This is a genomic window from Micromonospora sp. GCM10011541 (assembly GCF_042650725.1).
GTDB classification, from domain to species: domain Bacteria; phylum Actinomycetota; class Actinomycetes; order Mycobacteriales; family Micromonosporaceae; genus Micromonospora; species Micromonospora sicca.
In genome coordinates this window covers 103,280-121,277 of the sequence record NZ_JBHSBP010000057.1, presented here as the reverse complement: position 1 = coordinate 121,277, position 17,998 = coordinate 103,280, and the positions used below count along the sequence as shown (strand labels likewise).

General features: G+C 73.3%; 15 protein-coding genes and 2 tRNA genes. 6 read left to right on the top strand and 11 right to left on the bottom strand.

All coding sequences use genetic code 11. The features are described from left to right. Positions 1–6: 6 nt before the first annotated feature. The 3 genes from ACFOYX_RS25195 to ACFOYX_RS25185 form a co-directional block, all read right to left on the bottom strand. Positions 7–789 (bottom strand): NAD(P)H-binding protein, encoded by a 783-nt coding sequence (locus ACFOYX_RS25195; protein ID WP_322439804.1) that lies wholly within the window; start codon positions 787–789, stop codon positions 7–9. A 15-nt stretch (positions 790–804) separates the two neighbouring features. Continuing rightward, entirely contained in the window at positions 805–2,202 is a 1,398-nt protein-coding gene (locus tag ACFOYX_RS25190; RefSeq protein ID WP_322439805.1) for an MFS transporter, read from the bottom strand. An 83-nt stretch (positions 2,203–2,285) separates the two neighbouring features. Further along, positions 2,286–2,546 (bottom strand): hypothetical protein, encoded by a 261-nt coding sequence (locus tag ACFOYX_RS25185; protein ID WP_322439806.1) that lies wholly within the window; start codon positions 2,544–2,546, stop codon positions 2,286–2,288. Between the two features lie 225 nt (positions 2,547–2,771). On the opposite strand from ACFOYX_RS25185, the gene ACFOYX_RS25180 reads away from it, so the two are divergent. Beyond that, positions 2,772–7,376 carry an HAD-IC family P-type ATPase gene (locus tag ACFOYX_RS25180; RefSeq protein ID WP_322439807.1) on the top strand — a complete coding sequence of 1,535 codons (4,605 nt, stop codon included), beginning with the start codon at positions 2,772–2,774 and terminating at the stop codon, positions 7,374–7,376. Between the two features lie 9 nt (positions 7,377–7,385). After that, positions 7,386–8,189: an MBL fold metallo-hydrolase gene (locus ACFOYX_RS25175; protein WP_322439808.1), complete on the top strand. Its 804-nt coding sequence runs from the start codon at positions 7,386–7,388 to the stop codon at positions 8,187–8,189. Between the two features lie 73 nt (positions 8,190–8,262). Here ACFOYX_RS25175 and ACFOYX_RS25170 read toward each other — a convergent pair whose 3' ends face one another. Then, positions 8,263–8,682, bottom strand: coding sequence for a CBS domain-containing protein (locus ACFOYX_RS25170; RefSeq protein WP_322439809.1), 420 nt, complete (start codon positions 8,680–8,682; stop codon positions 8,263–8,265). A gap of 155 nt (positions 8,683–8,837) precedes the next feature. On the opposite strand from ACFOYX_RS25170, the gene ACFOYX_RS25165 reads away from it, so the two are divergent. Next, positions 8,838–9,299 carry a GNAT family N-acetyltransferase gene (locus ACFOYX_RS25165; RefSeq protein WP_322439810.1) on the top strand — a complete coding sequence of 154 codons (462 nt, stop codon included), beginning with the start codon at positions 8,838–8,840 and terminating at the stop codon, positions 9,297–9,299. A gap of 7 nt (positions 9,300–9,306) precedes the next feature. Here the strand turns inward: ACFOYX_RS25165 and ACFOYX_RS25160 are convergent, their stop codons facing one another. Continuing rightward, positions 9,307–10,257: an L-threonylcarbamoyladenylate synthase gene (locus ACFOYX_RS25160; RefSeq protein WP_109803756.1), complete on the bottom strand. Its 951-nt coding sequence runs from the start codon at positions 10,255–10,257 to the stop codon at positions 9,307–9,309. Between the two features lie 209 nt (positions 10,258–10,466). On the opposite strand from ACFOYX_RS25160, the gene ACFOYX_RS25155 reads away from it, so the two are divergent. Continuing rightward, entirely contained in the window at positions 10,467–11,018 is a 552-nt protein-coding gene (locus ACFOYX_RS25155; RefSeq protein ID WP_322439811.1) for a hypothetical protein, read from the top strand. Positions 11,019–11,568: 550 nt separating this feature from the next. Continuing rightward, entirely contained in the window at positions 11,569–11,700 is a 132-nt protein-coding gene (locus ACFOYX_RS25150; protein WP_322439812.1) for a tyrosine-type recombinase/integrase, read from the top strand. A 149-nt stretch (positions 11,701–11,849) separates the two neighbouring features. On the opposite strand, the gene ACFOYX_RS25145 is transcribed toward ACFOYX_RS25150, so the two are convergent. Beyond that, positions 11,850–12,269: a DUF2267 domain-containing protein gene (locus ACFOYX_RS25145; protein WP_161557939.1), complete on the bottom strand. Its 420-nt coding sequence runs from the start codon at positions 12,267–12,269 to the stop codon at positions 11,850–11,852. Between the two features lie 859 nt (positions 12,270–13,128). Between ACFOYX_RS25145 and ACFOYX_RS25140 the strand changes: the two genes are divergently transcribed. Further along, complete coding sequence (locus ACFOYX_RS25140; RefSeq protein ID WP_322439813.1) at positions 13,129–13,599, top strand: hypothetical protein; 471 nt, start codon at positions 13,129–13,131, stop codon at positions 13,597–13,599. 426 nt (positions 13,600–14,025) lie between these two features. Here ACFOYX_RS25140 and ACFOYX_RS25135 read toward each other — a convergent pair. The 5 genes from ACFOYX_RS25135 to gyrA all read right to left on the bottom strand — a co-directional run bounded on the left by ACFOYX_RS25135 (position 14,026) and on the right by gyrA (position 17,975). Then, positions 14,026–14,098 (bottom strand) — tRNA-Ala (locus tag ACFOYX_RS25135). Positions 14,099–14,144: 46 nt separating this feature from the next. Continuing rightward, a complete protein-coding gene (locus ACFOYX_RS25130) occupies positions 14,145–14,273 on the bottom strand; it encodes a DLW-39 family protein (RefSeq protein ID WP_236648192.1) in 129 nt (42 codons plus the stop codon). A 40-nt stretch (positions 14,274–14,313) separates the two neighbouring features. Continuing rightward, positions 14,314–14,387, bottom strand: a tRNA-Ile gene (locus ACFOYX_RS25125). A gap of 152 nt (positions 14,388–14,539) precedes the next feature. After that, positions 14,540–15,451 (bottom strand): DUF3566 domain-containing protein, encoded by a 912-nt coding sequence (locus ACFOYX_RS25120; RefSeq protein ID WP_322439814.1) that lies wholly within the window; start codon positions 15,449–15,451, stop codon positions 14,540–14,542. Positions 15,452–15,455: 4 nt separating this feature from the next. Further along, positions 15,456–17,975, bottom strand: coding sequence for a DNA gyrase subunit A (gyrA, locus tag ACFOYX_RS25115; protein WP_322439815.1), 2,520 nt, complete (start codon positions 17,973–17,975; stop codon positions 15,456–15,458). Positions 17,976–17,998 lie beyond the last annotated feature (23 nt).

Sequence of the window (17,998 nt, the reverse complement as noted above, 5' to 3'; positions counted from 1 at the left end):
ACGCTTTCATCTCCGCCCGGTTCCCCCGTACGTGTCAGCGAGATGATCCGCCCAGGTCCGGGTGCCGGTCGGGGTCGCCGCGGTGGTCAGCCCGCCGGACCGCAGCGCCCGGCCCAGCCGCCCCGGAATCCGTACCGGCAGCAGCGACCGGCGGGAGTTCCGGGCCGCCCGCCAGGCGCGTGCCGCCTCGTCGAACCGGAGCACCTGCGGCCCGGCGAACTCCTCGACCGCGTACGACGGACCGGCCGCGAGCCGCGCGGCGAGGCGGGCCGCCACCTCGCCCGGGTCGACCGGCTGGGCGAGCACCGCCCGGTCCCCGATCGTCGGGCCGAACCGGCTGGCGGACCGCAGCAGCTCGTCCAGGAACTCCGCGAACTGGGTCGCCCGCAGGATGCTCCACGGCACCGCACCGGCCCGGACCACCTCCTCCGCGGCCAGCTTGTGGCGGTAGTAGCCGAACGGCACCCGGTCGATCCCCACGATCGAGACGTGCACCAGATGCCGTACGCCGGCGGACCCGGCCGCGACGACCAGTCGCCGGGTGCCGAGCACGTCCACGTCGTGGGTACGACCACCGCCCGGCGCGGAGGCCAGATGCAGCACCGCCTCGACGCCGCCGACCGCCCCGGCCAGCCCCTCCCCGGTCGCGAGGTCCGCCACCACCCACTCCACCCGGGGGTCGTCGCGCCGGTGCCGGCTCATCGCCCGCACCGCGAAACCCTCGCCGAGCAGCGTCGGCAGCACCACCCGCCCGAGCCGGCCGCTCGCCCCGGTGACCAGAACCCTCATGAACCGCCCCCTGCCTCACCCGGACTGACGAGCCGGCATCCCCATTCGTGACGGCACCACCACCCGGCCCGCGAGCAGCACCCCGAGCAGCCCGCAGCCGGCCGCCACCGCGAGCGTCGCCGCGTACCCGGCCGGACCGGGCGCCGGGCCGACGGCCAGCACCGCACCGGTCAACGCCAGCACGGTGGCGGCGAACAACGAGTCGCCCAGTTGCAGCGAGGAGCTGTTCCGGCCCTGCTCACCCGGGGCGGAGAGGGCCAGGGTGAGCACCGACAGGGACGGGTAGAGCAACCCCATCCCGAGCCCGGCCGTGGCCCAGCCGAGCACCGCGAACGGCACCGGCACGGCCGGCACGACGGTCAGCGCCACGACGGCCGTACCGGCGGTGACGCAGCCCAGCCCGGCCCGGGGCAGCGTGGCGGCGGAGCGCGGAGTACGCAGCCGCCCCTGGAGCCAGGAGCCGGCCGACCAGGAGACCGCGCCCACGGTGAGCACCAGACCCGCCGCGGTCGGGGCGAACCCGCGCTCCCGGGAGAGCATCAACGGGATCACCACCTCCGCCCCGGCGAACGCCGCCGAGGCGAGGCCACGCAGCCCGATCACCGTCGGCAGCCCCCGCCGGGCCCGCAGGAAACCCGCCGGCAGCAGCCGCGGCGCGCAGCCGAGCAACCCGACCAGGGCCACCCCCACCAGGCCGACCGCGAGCGCGCCGCGCTGCTGCCCCCCGTAGTGCAGCAGTGCGGCGCTCGCCCCCGCCCCGCAGGCCCAGCCGATCCGGGCCGCCGCGCCCGCGGGCGGCCGGACCGGCGCCGTCGCGCCGAGCGCCCGCAGCCCGGGCTGGATCAGCAGCACCGCCGGCACCGCGACCGCCGGCACCGCCAGGAAGACCCACCGCCAGCCGAGGTGCTCGACGATCAGGCCGGCCAACGCCGGACCGACCAGCGACGGGACGACCCAGGCCGCCGCGAACGCGGCGAACACCCGCCGCCGCAACTCCTCCGGGTACGCCTGACCCACGATCACGTAGAGCGCCACCGACAGCAGGCCCGAGCCGAAGCCCTGCACCACCCGGCCGACGACCAGCACCCCCATCGCCGACGCGCTCCCGGCGACCAGCAGCCCCACCACGAACCAGGCCACCCCGTGCCACATCGGCGCCCGGGGCCCCCGCGCGTCGCACCAGATGCCGGAGACCACCATCGCGACCACGCCGGAGGCGAACGGGCCACCGAAGGCGAGCGCGTACAGGGCCAGCCCGTCCAGGCTGCGGGCGACCGTCGGCATGGCGGTGCCGACGGCCAGCGCCTCGAACGCCAGCAGGGACACCAGGGCGACGCTGCCCACGGTCATCGCCCGCAGGCGCGGGGCGTACAGGTGCTCGGGCGGGACGGCCGGAGCGGCGGTGGCGGTCACCGGCGGGCCGCGCGGGGGGTGATCGGCATGCCCTCAGCCTCGGCCCTGAACCCGGGTTGAGGTCAACCGTGAGTCCCGTCTCGTCAGGCCGACTCCAGCGCCTCGCCCACCCCCTTCACCAGCCCGGACATGCGCTGGTCGGCCAGCACGTGCCCGGCGGTGATCACCAGGGCCAACGGCCACTCGATGACCTGCAGCGCGGCCAGCACCCCGAGCCCGGCGTAGTAGGCGACCTTGTCCGGCGGCGGCACCGCCACCTCGCCGAGCATCGGGATCTCCACCCGCCGGCCGTACGTGCGGAGCGTCTCGTGTCCCCCACTGAGGTTGCGCGTCAGCGCGCTCATCCCGACCTCCCCGGTTCGCCCGACCATCGACGTCCGAACCGGCATTCCACCGGCGACCCGGTCCATGCCCGCGGCCGGCAGGGAAACTTCCCCTGCTCGCAGGGCATAACGGACTCTCCGTCGGGAAGCCAGGCCGCCGGGACGAGGCGCGGGAGGCGAGATGGCGTACGGCGAGCGCGGCAGCGGCACCGGGGAGCAGGGCCGGCGACTCGGCCGTACCGCTCGATGACGTCGCTGGGCCGGGTCGCCGGCCGGCTCCTGCCGCCGGTCGGCGTGCCGGAAGCCGTCGCGCACGCGGTCCGTACCGTCGCCGCCGCCGTGCCGGACGCGGCCCGCGGCGTCGCGTCGGCCCTGCCGGACGCGGCCCGGGCCGCCACCTCGGCGGTGCCCGGCGGCCCAGCGGTGCGGGACCTGGCCGGGCGGACGGGCGTGCCGGCGGCGATCGCCGGCGCCCGCGGCGTCGGCGACGCCGCCGCGCGGCTGGCCCGGGTGGCCGGGCTGACCCGCCGCCGGGTGTCGTCCCGGGACGGCCGGCACCACATCGAGGTGCACGGCGTCTGCCAGGACGGCGGAGACCGGCTGGCCCGCCAGGTCGAGCAGGCGTTGGAGCGGATGCCCGGGGTGGCCTGGGCCCGGGTGAACGCCCCCTCCGGCCGAGTGGTGGTGGCCGTCGAGGAGCCGAAGCCGAAGCTGCGCGACCTGATCGCCACGATCGCCCGGACCGAGCGCGTCTGCCCGTACGAGCCCGACCCGGAGGTCACGCCGCCGCAACCGGCCGAGGAGGGGCCGCGCACCCCCCGCACCCTCGGCGCGCTGGCCTCCGACGCGCTCGGCCTGACCATCTCGGCGGCCACCCGGATCCTGCCGTTCACCCCGGTCCCCGGCGAGGTCGCCGGCTTCCTCACCGCGGTCGACCTGCACCCGAAACTGCACGCCCTCGCCGACCGGGGGCTGCGCGCGGACCCCCGCGCCCAACTGCTCTTCCCGCTCGCCGAGGCGGTCGCCCAGGGGCTCGCCGGCGGCTGGACCGGGATCGTCCTCGACGGCGCGCAACGGGTGGTGCAGTGGGGTGAGGCCCGCGCCCAGCTCGCCGCCTGGTCGAAGGCCGAGCCGAGGCTGACCGGCGATCCGGAGCGCGCGGTCGCCCGGGTACCCGCCGGCGAACGCCCCTGTCCGCCGCCGCCGGGGCCGGCCGAGCGGTACGTGACCCGGTCGCTCGCCGCGGGCGCCGCCGCCGGCGCGGTCGCGGTCCCGGTGGCCGGCCCGAAGCGGGCCGCCGCGCTGGCACTGTCCGCGCTGCCCAAGGCCCCGGGGAGCGGCCGCGAAGGATATGCGGCCCAGCTCGGACGGATGCTGGCCCGGCGCGGTGTGATCGTCATGGACCGCAGCGTGCTGCGGGAACTCGACCGGATCGACACGGTGGTGCTGGACGCGGCGGTCCTCGGCTCGGACCGGGGCGTGCTGGCCGACCTGGCGCCGCTGCCCGGGGCGGACACCGGTCAGGTCGCCGCGCGGGCCTTCGCGCTCTTCGACCCGGAGGCCTCCGACAGGCTGCGGGAGGCCGACGGGTGGCGGCTCGGGCCACTGGACCGGATCGACGCCGACGACCCCGGCGACACCCCGGACAGCCGCCGGCTCCGCGACGACGGGGGCACCCTGCTCGGTCTCGCCCAGGGGGACACCCTCGCCGCGGTGCTGCGGGTGGAACCCGCGCCGGCACCCGGCGTCGACGCCCTCCCCACCGCCGCCCGCCAAGCCGGACTGCGGCTGGTGGTGGGCGGTGACGACGACGGCCGGTACGACTTCGCCGACGCCGTGCTGCCCGGCGGCCCGCGACTCACCCAGTCGGTACGCGCCCTGCAACGCGACGGCGCGGTGGTCATGCTGGTCTCCGGCGACCGCTCGGCGCTCGGTGCCGCCGACTGCGGCCTGGGCGTCGCCGACCCGGACGACCTCCCGCCGTGGGGCGCCCACCTGCTGGTCGGCGTCGACCTGCGGATCCCCGCGCTGCTGATCGAGGCGACCGGAGTGGCCCGCCGGATGACCGGGCAGAACATCCGGATCGGGATGGCCGGCAGTGGCCTCGGCGCGCTGGGCGCGTTCACCGCCGACCCGCAGCAGCTCCCCGGCCGGGCCCTGGCCGCGGTGAACGGCGCCGCCGCGCTCGCCTTCGCGCACGGCGTGTGGCGGGCCCGGCGGCTGCCGGACCGCACCCGCCGGTCCGTGCCGCCGGTGACCGCCTGGCACCTGATGCCGGTGGAGACCGTGCTGCGACAGCTCGACACCGGTCCGGACGGGCTCAGCACGGCCGAGGCGGCCCGCCGGCGCGATGGCGTCACCGGCGAGGCCGCCGGACCGTCCGGGCTGCTCCGGGTGTTCGTCGACGAGCTGGCCAACCCGCTCACCCCGGTGCTCGCCGCCGGGGCGGTGCTCTCCGCCGCGTTCGGCTCGCTGGTCGACGCCGCCCTGGTCGGCGGGGTGGTGGGCGGGTCGGCGCTGATCGGCGCGGTGCACCAGCGCAACACCGAACGCTCCCTGGCCGAGCTGCTGACCCGCGCGGCGGTGACCGCGCGGGTCCTCCGCGACGGCGCGGAGCAGGTGGTCGCCGCGGAGGACCTGGTGCCCGGCGACGTGGTCACGGTCGGCCCCGGCGACGCGATCCCCGCCGACTGCCGGGTGCTCACCGCCGACGGGCTGGAGGCCGACGAGTCGTCGCTGACCGGGGAGTCGCTGCCGGTCGGCAAGACCCCGGACCCGGTGGTGGCCGCCGCCGTCGCCGACCGGCGGTCGATGCTGTACGAGGGCACCACCGTCGCCGCCGGGCACGGCACCGCCGTGGTCGTGGCGACCGGGGAGGAGACCGAGGCGGGCCGCAGCCTCGCCCTGGCCCGCCAGGCACCCCCGCCCAGCGGCGTGGAGACCCGGCTGGGCAGGCTCACCAGTGCCGCGCTGCCGCTCGCCGCCGGGTCGGCGATCGCGGTGGCCGGGGCGGGGCTGCTCCGGGGCGTACCGCTGGCGGAGACGGCGGCCACCGCCGCGAACCTGGCCGTGGCCTCGGTGCCGGAGGGGTTGCCGTTCCTGGTCAGCGCCGCGCAGCTGGCCGCGGCCCGCCGGCTCGCCGAGCACGGCGCGCTGGTCCGCAACCCGCGCACCATCGAGGCGCTGGGCCGGGTCGACGTGCTCTGCTTCGACAAGACCGGCACGCTCACCGAGGGGAAACTGCTGCTCGCCGGGGTGGGCGACGGCGGTGGCCGGCACGCCCCGCCGGACCGGTTGGACGAGCCGCTCAAGCTGACCCTGGCCACCGCGCTGCGCGCCACCCCCGCCGCGGCCGAACCGGACGAGCTGCCCCAGCAGACCGACCGGGCGGTACGCCGCGGCGCGGACACCGCCGGGGTGACGGAACGGACCGGCGCGGCGGAGTGGGAGGCGGTGGGCGGGCTGCCGTTCGAGCCGTCCCGGGGCTACCACGCCACGGTCGGACGGACCGAAGGCCGGCTGCTGCTGAGCGTGAAGGGCGCCCCCGAGACGGTGCTGCCGCGCTGCGCGGCCCGGCGTACCGCCGCTGGGGACGAGCCGTTGGACGAGGCGGGCCGGGCGGAGCTGCACGGGATGCTCGCCGAACGGGCCAGGGCCGGGCATCGGGTCCTCGCCGTCGGCGAGTGCGCGGTCGGCACCGAGACGGTGACCGACGAGCAGGTCGAGGGGCTGGTCTTCGTCGGCTTCCTGGCGCTCGCCGACGGCGTCCGGGAGAGCGCCGCCCCCGCCGTGCGGCGGATCCGGCAGGCCGGCGTGCACACCATCATGATCACCGGGGACCATCCGGCCACCGCCGAGGCGATCGCATCGATCATCAGTCCCGACAACGGCGAGCAGCGCGTGGTCACCGCGACCGAGCTGGACCGGCTCGACGACAAGGCCCTGGCCGAGCGGCTCACCAACACCGACGTGGTCGCCCGCTGCACCCCCGCCCACAAGGTACGCATCATCCAGGCGTTGCAGCGGCACGGCCGGACGGTGGCGATGACCGGGGACGGCGCCAACGACGCGCCGGCGATCCGGCTGGCCGACGTGGGCATCGCCCTCGGCCAGCGCGGCACCCCGGCGGCCCGCGCCGCGGCCGACCTGGTGGTCACCGACGACCGGCTGGAGACCATCATCGCCACCCTGGTCGAGGGGCGGGCGATGTGGTCCTCGGTCCGCCACGCGCTGAGCATCCTGGTCGGCGGCAACCTGGGCGAGATCGGGTTCAGCGTGCTGACCGCCGCGTCGACCGGCCGGTCCGCGCTGACCGGCCGACAACTGCTCCTGGTCAACCTGCTCACCGACCTGGCGCCGGCGCTGGCCATCGCGGTCCGGCCGCCCGCCGCCGACGGGGCCGAAGACCTGCTGCGCGAGGGTCCGGACACCTCGCTGGGCGAGACGATGACCCGGGAGATCGGGCTGCGGGCCGCCGCCACCACGCTGGGCGCGACCGCCGGCTGGACGTTGGCCCGGTACACCGGTCGACGTCGGCGGGCCGGCACGGTCGCCCTGGCCTCCCTGGTCGGCACCCAGCTGGGGCAGACGGTGCTGGCCGGCGGCACCAGCCCCGCGGTACTGGCGTCCACCGCCACGTCGATCGGCGTGCTGGTCGCCGTGGTGCAGACGCCCGGGGTCAGCCAGTTCTTCGGTTGCACCCCGCTCGGCCCGGTGGGCTGGTCCATCGCCGCCGGCTCCGCGCTCGGCGCCACCGTCGCCAACGGCGCCCTGACCCGGCTCGTCGACCGCCTCCCGCAGCCCGGCGTCCGACCGTCGGCCGAGCCGCATGCCCGCACCGCTGGCGGGTAGGACCCGACCATGGCGAGCGACCAGCCCGAGGTGACGTTCATCGGCACCGCCACCACCCTGCTCCGGATCGGGGGTTTCACCCTGCTCACCGACCCGAACTTCCTGCACCGGGGACAGCGGGCGTACCTGGGTCGCGGGCTGTGGTCGAAGCGGAGCACGGAGCCCGCGCTGACCATCCCCGAACTGCCCACCCTGGACGCGGTGGTCCTGTCCCACCTGCACGGCGACCACTTCGACCGGGTGGCCCGCCGCGGGCTGGACCCGTCGCTGCCGATCGTCACCACGCCGCAGGCGGAACAGAAGCTGCGCCGCTGGGGGTTCGGGGCGGCGCAGGGCCTGCCCACCTGGGACTCGTACGAGCTGCACCACGGCGACGCCACGCTGCGGCTGACCTCGCTGCCCGGGCAGCACGGGCCCGGCGTGCTGGACCGGCTGCTGCCCGACGTGATGGGCACGATGATCGACCTGGTACGCGGCGGGTCGCCGGAGTTCCGGCTCTACGTCACCGGGGACACGCTGAGCCGCCCCCAGCTCGCCCGGATCCCCCAGCGGTACCCGGACATCGACGCCATGCTGATCCACCTCGGCGGCACCAGGATCGCCGGCATCCTGCTCACCATGGACGCCCAGCAGGGTGCCGACGTGGTGGAGCTGATCCGCCCGAAGCTGACCGTGCCGATCCACTACGACGACTACCCGGTGTTCCGCTCGCCGCTGCGCAACTTCATCGCGGAGGCCCGCCGCCGCGGCTTCATCCGGCAGGTCCGGACCATCCTGCGCGGCGAGACCGCACCGCTGACCCCACCGGCCTGAGGGCGACCGGAAGCGGATCGCCGCCCGCCCCGGCGTGGGCCGGAGGGGCGGGCGACGGGTGTGCGGGGGCCGGTCAGGAGCGCTCGGAGATGGCCTCGATGAGGTCGCCCACCGGGCGTTCCGGCAGCGACCGAGCCACGTCGGCGACGGCGACGATCCCGACGAGCTCGCGCCCGTCGATCACCGGCAGCCGGCGCACCTTGTGCTTGCCCATGGTCCGCAGGATCTCGGCCGCGTCGTCGTCCGCGCCGATCGTCACCGCCTCGCCCTGGGCCAGCTCACCGGCGGTCACGCTGCCCGGGTCGCGGCCCTCGGCGAGCACCTTCACCACGATGTCCCGGTCGGTCAACATGCCCTTGAGCCGGTTGTCGTCGCCGCAGATCGGCAGCGAGCCGACGCCGAGCTCCGCCATCCGGCGGGCGGCGGCCTTGAGGTCGTCCTGCTCCCGGACACAGGTCACGTCACTGGTCATGATCTCGCGTGCGGTCGGCATGGGGATCACACCTCACTTTCGGGGGGTTGTTGCCTGTTCTCCTACCCCGACGGCCCCGATGCATTCCGACACCGTCCAACGGGAGACCTGACCCGTCCGACGCATCCCGGGCAACCCGGTCGAACTGATCGCCCGTGGACGACTAGGGTGCGCCCGTGTCGTCGCCACGCCTCGAGAAGATCACCACGGACAACGTCCTGGCCGCCTGCGCGATCGCGGTCCGACCCGACCAGGAGGGGCTGGTCGCACCGGTCGCCCGGTCGCTCGCCGAGGCGTACGTGCAGCCCGACGTCGCCTGGCCCCGGCTGATCGTCGACGGGGACAGCCCGGTCGGCTTCCTGATGGCCTTCTTCGACATCCGGTGGCGCGACGACGACCCGACCGACGTCCGTTCCGGGCTGTGGCGGCTGAACATCGCCGCCGGCCAGCAGGGCCGGGGGTACGGCCGCTTCGCCGTGGATGCGCTGGCCGCGGAGGTCCGCCGCCGGGGCGGCAGCCGCCTGTTCACCACCTGGGTGCCGGGCGACCACGGTCCCGAGCGCTTCTACCGGCGGCTCGGCTTCCGGCTGACCGGCGAGACGAGCGGCGACCAGGTGGCCGGCGAGCTGGAGCTGTGACCCCGTCTCAGTGCCAGGTCGCGGCCGCCCGCCGCAGCCGGTCGTTGATCGCCCGGCCGACTCCGACGTCCGGGACCGGCTCGGCGACGATCTCGGTCACCCCGGCCGCGTCCAACCGGTGCAGGGCGTCGAAGAGCCGCGCGGCCGCCACGGTCAGGTCACCCTCCGGGGAGAGCACCTCCACCGCCGCCCAGCCGTCCGCCGGTCGCTCCCGGAAGGCGAGGAAACCGAGCCGGTTGCCGTCGCCCGGCGCCGGCTCCGCCGCCCCCAGCGTCAACGGGGTACGCGGGGCGTAGTGCGCCGCGAGGGTCCCCGGCGCGACCGGCTGGCCCGAACTGCCCGGGCGTACGATGACCGGCCCGGCCGCCTCCACCAGCGCCTCCACCGGCAGAGCGCCCAGCCGCAGCACCACCGGCTGCACGCCCCGGGCGTCCACGATGGTCGACTCGATGCCGCATCGGGTCGGCCCGCCGTCGAGCACCACGTCCACCGCGTCACCCAGTCCGGCCACCACGTGCTCGGCCCGGGTGGGGCTGAGCTGCCCGAACCGGTTCGCGCTCGGCGCGGCCACCGGCACACCGGCGGCGGCGATCAGCGCCCGGGCCGACGGCTCGTCGGGCACCCGGACCGCCATGGTGTCCAGCCCCGAGGTGACGATCGAGGGGATCGCCGCCGGCCGGTCCACGATCAGGGTGAGCGGACCGGGCCAGAAACGCTCGGCCAGCGTGGCGACCCCCGCCGGCACCGCGCCGACCAGTGCCGGCAGGTCGGCCGCGTCGGCCAGGTGGGTGATCAGCGGGTCGAAGCTGGGCCGCGCCTTCGCCTCGAAGATCCGCGCCGCCGCCCGACCGTCCAGGGCGTTCGCGCCCAGTCCGTAGACCGTCTCGGTGGGGAAGGCGACCAGCCCTCCGGCACGGAGGACGGCGGCGGCTTCGGCGATGCCGCTGTCGGCCGGCAGGACGCGCGGGGCTCCGGTGGTCACGCACCGACGCTAGCCTGCCGCTCACCCGGCCGTACGACGGGTCGGCAGAGACGCGACCGTCGATCTATCCTTCGCCCCATGCGCAAGCCGCTCCGCGTCGCCGGTGCTGACGGGGCTCGGGCGCACCGGTACCCGGCGGGCCGCGAGCCGCGCCGGCACCCCTTCGCCCCGCGATCCGGCTGACGATGCGCCGCTTCTGGTACGCGTCGGCGGGAGTGCTCGCGTTGGTCGGCTGCCTCGGCCTGGCGGCCACCGTGCCCACGGTGCGGCGGGCGATCTCGCCGCGGGCCGCACCGGCGCCGCTCCCGCTGCACGTCACCGGCCCCCGGTACGACCAGTTCATCGTCGACCTCGACCGGCCCGGCCGGTACGCCGTCTGGGCCACCCGGCCCACCACGGCACCGGACCGCGACCGTTGCCGGACGACCGGTCCCGACGGGCGGGCGGTGCCGTCGACCGAGCCGGGTCGGGTCGTGGAGTGGACCGAGGTCGCGACCGACGACACCCGGTGGACCTGGCTGGCCAGCGTCGACGCCCCGGCCCCCGGCAGGTACGCGTTCTCCTGCCGGCTCGACCCCGACTCGCCCGGCCAGCAGTACGCGGTGACCAGGGCGCCGGACGCCCGGCTCGGCGCCCGTCTCTGGCTGGAGCGGTACCGGGGCCTGCTGGTGGCCGCCCTGCCGGTCGGCCTGGTGATCCTGCTGATGACGGTGACCTGGCGGCGCAGCAACGAATGATCCGGTGAGGAACCTGGCTGCCGGTCCCGGGGCGGTGGGCCGAGGATGGCCGCGATGAGTGCGGTGAGGATGCACGCCGACGAGGTCGAGACCGACGCCGACCTGGTACGCCGACTGCTCGCCGGCAGTTCCCGCACTGGGCCGACCTGCCGATCCGGCTGGTCGCCTCGTACGGGACCGACCACGACATCTACCGACTCGGTGCGCGGCTGTCCGTCCGGCTGCCCCGGATCGGCTGGGCCACCGCGCAGGCGGCGAAGGAAGCCGAGTAGCTGCCGCGGCTCGCGCCGTCGTCGAGCCTCGTCCGGGTCCGGCGGTGGATCGTCGCGGGCCTGGCGCAGAACTGGCCCCGAAGGGTGTTCCGCGCCAGGCTGTTCGTTCGGCAGACGCTCCAGCGAACGGATCTCGGCTTGGAATTCGTGCCACCGAAGACGCACCGATCGACCCGTCCGCTGCCGCTGTCGGCTCTGGCCGTCCGGGCGTTGGAGGCACAGCGCGTGCGCCGGCCAAGGAACGGCTCGCCGTCGGAAAGGTGTGGTCGGATCTGGGCTTGGTCTTTGCCAGCACCATCGGCAGCGCGATGGAACCGCGCAACGTCAACCGGCGCTTCGAGCAGCTCCGCGCGGCGGCTGGGCTGGACTGGCTGCACCTGCACGACCTACGGCACGCCTTCGCCACGTGAACCTGAGCCTGGGGATTGCCGGCGAGGCGGTCGCTGACCGCTCGGTACCGGGGTGGGGCTCCTCCGCCGGACGGCCTGGGGTTCCAAACGGTCCGGCTTGTTGCTGTGCGTCGACCCGCTGCTGCTGCTCGGAGCCGGCGATCCCTCCGCTATGCGCCGCGCGGCCTGACCTCAACCCCCGCGCCGGCCTGAATGATCTTCCAGAACTCCTTCGGGAGCTGCGAAACCAGGTCCTCCAACTCGTCCTTGCTCACGGCCTCACCGATGGTGCTGAGCACGGCCCGCATACCTGCGTCGGCCATCGCCACATCGACCCCGGCGCGCCTCGCCACCCGCTCGACAAACTGGTCCAGCTCGAACGGCTCGGCGTTCTGCGACCCGATAGCGGTGGTGGTCTTGTGCAGATGCTGCCGTAGCTCTCTCGGAAGCTGCCCGGCGATGTTACTCGCCTGACCGGCGGTGACCCGGTCGGTCAACGTTTCCAATGTCGCGCGGCTGACTGCTTCGGCCTTCTCCGACGGCACCCCGGCACGCCTTGCCACGGCCTCTACGAATTCGGCGTAGTTCACCTCGAAGCCTCCTCTCCGACGAGGCCACCGTCTACCCGCGCCCCTCACGGTGAAACGGCCTCCTCAACCCGAGGGACGAGCCCTCGACGAGATGACACTTCGGGCATACGAGACGTGCGGCCAGACGGAGCTCGGCGCAGAACTTGGCGCCCTCGGCCTGCTACTGGCCGATGTTGACCGCTGCATCGGGCACGGATCGGGCACGGCTTGGGAAGCCAGTGACAGGGCGGATGGTGTGGTGGAGCCCAGGGGACTTGAACCCCAAAAACGCGATCATGGAACGTCGGCGGTGTGAGCGGTCTCTGACCTGCTGTTACCTCGATCGACTTCCGTCGCCTGACATCTGTTTGCGGCCTCAGGTGGTCCCAATGCGGTCCCGATGATCTTGCTGGTCCTGCCCCAGCCCACCCCTGCCTTGCAAAGATCAAGACTCCTGTCGGCCAGCGTCGGCTACTGCGGGTCTGACATGATCACGACGTGCCCGACCCCGAGCCCGCCGACGGCAGTCCGCCTACGGAGCCGTCTGAGCCGACGGCGCGGAACGAACTGCCCCCACTACTCGTGCTGCTGCTCGCATCGGCCGTTCTGCTGGCGCTGTCTTTCGGCTGTGCCGCCTTGTGGCTGTACAACTAACTGGCCGTCCGTTGCGCTGGACCAGGAGCGCCAGTTTGGAAGCACGCGCTCAACCGGTCGTGATGCCCCCACGCCTGCTCGCGACGGCCGGTCCGGTGGCATCTCGTGCCCGCTCGTGACCGTTGGGCTTCGCGGCTACTGGCCCGTGGACGGCCCGGCGACTCCTCTGATCCGTACGCCCCGTGCCAGGTGTCGCCGACCTTTGTCCGTGGCTCATACTCGTCCAATGCCGAAGTCGGAGCCGCAGGTCGAGCCCTTGCAGGAGATCCACTACAGGGGGCAGCTTGCCCGCTTCAGGGTGCCCGCGCACTGGACGGTGGAGATCGACGCGGACAACGGCGACTGCTTCTATGATCCCGACAGTCCGGGCACGCTGCGTCTTAACGTGCTGACCTTCGCCACCCCATCGACAACGCGAGCCAACTTCGATGTTCCGCACAAGGAGGGCCGTCGTGTCTTGGAGACATGCGCCCTCCCAAGCGGCTGTCACATGACAGTCACGGAGACAATCACGGCTGAGGACGGCGAGCCGCTGGTCCTGCACACCTGGCGACTGGGCTATCAGGCCGGATCACTCGTCCACGTCTACGTCTTCACCTACAGCTATGGCCTCCCGCTGGAAGCCGTCCAGGACGAACTGCAGCTGCTCGACCGCGAGATTCGACTCATGCATCCCGCGCCAGCGACGGACGTATAGCCGGCCGCTCAGGGGCGAAGGCAATTCAGGCGTGGAACTAGCGGATCTCCTCGTCGGGCAGTCGTAGACCGTCCAGCCTCCCCGGACGGGGACAAGGTGGAGCGCCCTACGTCCGAACGACCTTGGCCCCGTTCGGGGAGGCTGGTAGCCCTCCTTGTGGTGCCCGGCGAGGTGATCCGCGGCGGCATCAACGCTGATCACCAACCATGTGGACCCGAAGGAGGTCCAGCGGGCACTGCGGCATAGCACGCTGCAAATCACCCTGGAGACCTACGTCCACTTCTGGCCACGCCGGGAGCGTCGGCGCGGTGTCGCGGGTGACGTGTTGCGGGCCGCCGCTGGCCACAAGGACCATCGGTAACGTGGTCCCGATGTGGTCCCGATGATCTTGTCAGGTGTTCCGCCGCAGGTCAGAGGCGGTATGAGTGGAGCCCAGGGGACTTGAACCCCTAACCCCTGCCTTGCAAAGGCAGTGCTCTGCCAGTTGAGCTAGGGCCCCGAGGGCGGGCGGAGCCGCCTGGTGCTGGCAGTCGGAGAGCGGAGGCTCAGCGCAGGTCGGGCGCGGTGGTCGCCTCGTGCCACAGGGCACGCTCGTCGTTCGAGGCCTTGACCTTCTTGGCCACGACGGCGGCCACGCCGACGATGCCGACCAGGATCAGAAGCTTCTTGAACATGGGGCGACCCCTCGCGCTCGACAACCGTCGGACGGTGCGGTGGGGCTAGCTGGAATCGAACCAGCGACCTCAGAGTTATCAGCTCTGCGCTCTAACCGACTGAGCTATAGCCCCGCGTAGCGACGAGCAAGGTTAACCCATCGCCGCGGCCGGCCCCAAATCGGGGTGCCCGTGGCGGGGCTCTCGCTCGTACCAGCTCGAACCTACCCGGATGCGCGACGCCGGGGCGACCGCCTTACGCGGCGCGCCCCGGCGTCCCGGCTGGTTCAGTCCCGCTCGGCGAGCGTCAGCTCGATCCCGCCGACCAGGTCGGCGCAGACGTTGTAGACGAACGCGCCGAGCGTGGCGAGCGCGGTGAAGAGCACGACGTTGACCAGGCCGATCAGCGCGGAACTCATGATCACGCCCTTGGCGGTGATCCGGAAGCCGTTGGTGCTCTGCCCGCCACCGGCGCTGACCAGGTCGGTCAGGCTGTCGTTGACGCTCTTGAACACGCCCATGGCGTCCAGCGCCAGGTAGAGCACCGAGGTGGCGACGACCACCACGATGAAGAGCACCACCGAGACGGCGAATGCGAACTTCATCACGGACCACGGGTCGATCCGCTTGAGGTTCAGCCGGGCCCGGCGCGGTCCGCGGGACGCGGCCGAGCTGACCGACGTACGCGCAGCGCGTACCGCCTCACCCACGCGGGCGGCGCCGACGGCCGCCGCGCCGCTGATGCCCGGCGGCAGGCCGCCGCCGTTGGCCGGGCGGTTCGGCAGGCCCGGGCGGGCGCCGTCCGGCGACGGCTTGGTGGCGGTGCCGACGCCGGATCCGACCCGCGGCTGGGTGCCGGTGGCACCGGTCGACGGCCGGGCGGCGCCCGCCGCGATCGGCTGCGTCGCGGCGGGCTTCGGCGCGGGAGCCGGCCGGGCGGCCAGACCGTCGGCAGAGGTCGGCGCGTCGACCTTGGCCTTCTCGGTCTTGTCGCTCGCCGCCGAGTCCTCGGAGGGCGTTTCCGGCGGTGGCGTCATGCCGGGGGCCCGGGTGAACTTCGGGGCAGGCTCGTCGGCGGGGACGGTGGCCCGGCCCACGGCCGCGCGGCCGGTCGCTGGTGTGCCGCCCTTTGCGGCCTCCTCGTCGACCGGGTTGGCCGAGGTCCCCGTGTTCCCCGACTTCGCCTGTGTCTCCGTCATTCAACTAGTCCTGTTCGTCAGGCTCGTCGGCATTGCGAGCAATCGCCACGATAGTCACGCCGTCCGGGAGGTCCATCAGCTTGACCCCCATTGTGTTCCGGTCACGCGTACGGCGTACAGGCTTCACCGGAGTCCGGATGACACCACCGTTGCTGGTGATCGCGAAGAGCTCGTCGTCCGGGTCGATCACCACCGCACCGACCAGACCACCGCGTCGCTCGGTGATCTTCGCAGTCAGCACACCTTTACCTCCCCGGCCCTGGACCGGGTATTCCTCGATCGGGGTGCGTTTCGCGTATCCCCCGTTCGTCGCGACCAGCACGTCCAGGCCTTCGCGGACGACCTCCATGGCCAGCAGGACATCGTCCTCGCTGAACCGCATGCCGATCACGCCCGAGGTGGCCCGGCCCATCGGCCGCAGCGCCTCGTCGCTGGCGTTGAACCGGATCGCCTGCGCGTTCTTGGAGACCAGCAGCAGGTCCTCCTCCGGGGCGACCAGCGCCGCCCCGACCAGCTCGTCCTCGTCGCGAAGGTTGATCGCGATGATTCCGCCGGACCGGGGGGAGTCGAACTCCTCGAGCCGCGTCTTCTTCACCAGGCCGTTCTTCGTGGCGAGTACCAGGTAGGGCGCCACCTGGTAGTTCGGGATTTCGATGATCTGGGCGATCTGCTCGTCGGCTTGGAACGCGAGCAGGTTGGCCACGTGCTGGCCCTTGGCCACCCTACTGGCTTCGGGAAGCTCGTACGCCTTGGCCCGGTAGACCCGACCCTTGTTCGTGAAGAACAGGATCCAGTCGTGGGTGGAGCATACGAAGAAATGGCTGACGATGTCGTCCTGCCGCAGCGTCGCGCCGCTGACACCCTTGCCGCCGCGCCGCTGGGAGCGGTAGAGGTCGGCCTTGGTGCGCTTGGCGTACCCGGTGCGGGTGATCGTGACGACCACGTCCTCGCGGGCGATCAGGTCCTCCATCGAGACCTCGCCGTCGAACGGCACGATCTTCGTGCGCCGCTCGTCGCCCCACTTCGCGACGATCTCGCCCAGCTCCTCCGAGACGATCCTGCGCTGCCGCTCCGGCTTGGCGAGGATGTCCTTGAGGTCGGCGATCTCGATCTCGAGCTTGGTGAGGTCGTCGATGATCCGCTGCCGCTCCAGGGCGGCCAGCCGGCGCAGCTGCATGTCCAGGATCGCGGTCGCCTGGATCTCGTCGATCTCCAGCAGCCGGATCAGGCCCTGCCGGGCGTCCTCCACGGTGGGCGAGCGCCGGATCAGGGCGATGACCTCGTCCAGGGCGTCGAGAGCCTTGGCCAGACCGCGCAGGATGTGCGCCCGCTCCTCCGCCTTGCGCAGCCGGAACGCGGTCCGCCGACGGATCACGTCGATCTGGTGCTCGACGTAGTAGCGGATGAACTGGGCCAGGTTGAGCGTGCGCGGCACCCCGTCGACCAGGGCCAGCATGTTGGCGCCGAAGGTCTCCTGGAGCTGGGTGTGCTTGTAGAGGTTGTTCAGCACCACCTTGGCGACCGCGTCGCGCTTGAGCACGAGCACGATCCGCATGCCGGTACGCCCGGAGGACTCGTCCCGGATGTCGGCGATGCCGGCGAGCTTGCCCTCCTTGATCAGCTCGGCGATCCGCTCGGCCAGGTTGTCCGGGTTGACCTGGTACGGCAGCTCGCTGACCACCAGGCAGGGGCGGCCCCGCTTGTCCTCCTCGACCTCCACCACGGCGCGCATCCGGATCGAGCCCCGCCCGGTCCGGTACGCGTCCTGGATGGCCGCCTGGCCCACGATCAGGCCATGGGTCGGGAAGTCGGGGCCCTTGACGATCCCCAGCAGCGCCTCGAGGGTGGTCGCCTCGTCCGCCTCGGGATTGTCCAGGCACCACTGCACCGCCGCGCCGATCTCGCGCAGGTTGTGCGGGGGGATCTTGGTGGCCATGCCGACCGCGATGCCCTCGGAGCCGTTCACCAGCAGGTTGGGGATCCGCGACGGCAGGATGGTGGGCTCCTTGGCCCGGCCGTCGTAGTTGTCCTGCAGGTCGACGGTGTCCTCGTCGATGTCCCGCAGCATCTCCATCGCCAGCGGGTCGAGCTTGCACTCGGTGTACCGCATGGCGGCGGCCGGGTCGTTGCCCGGCGAGCCGAAGTTGCCGTTGCCGTCGACCAGTGGGTAGCGCAGCGACCAGGGCTGGGCCATCCGGACCAGCGCGTCGTAGATCGCCGAGTCGCCGTGCGGGTGGAACTGACCCATCACGTCGCCGACGACGCGGGAGCACTTCACGTAGCCGCGGTCCGGCCGGTAGCCGGAGTCGAACATGGCGTAGAGGATCTTGCGGTGGACCGGCTTGAGCCCGTCCCGGACGTCCGGCAGCGCCCGCCCGACGATGACGCTCATCGCGTAGTCGAGGTACGAGCGCTGCATCTCGACCTCGAGGCCGACCGGCTCGATCCGGTCGTGCGCCACGACGGCGGCGGCTGTCTCCGGGATGTCCGGCTCGCTCGGGGTGGACTCGGGAGTATCGGTCACTGTTAACCCTTATCAGACTCAGA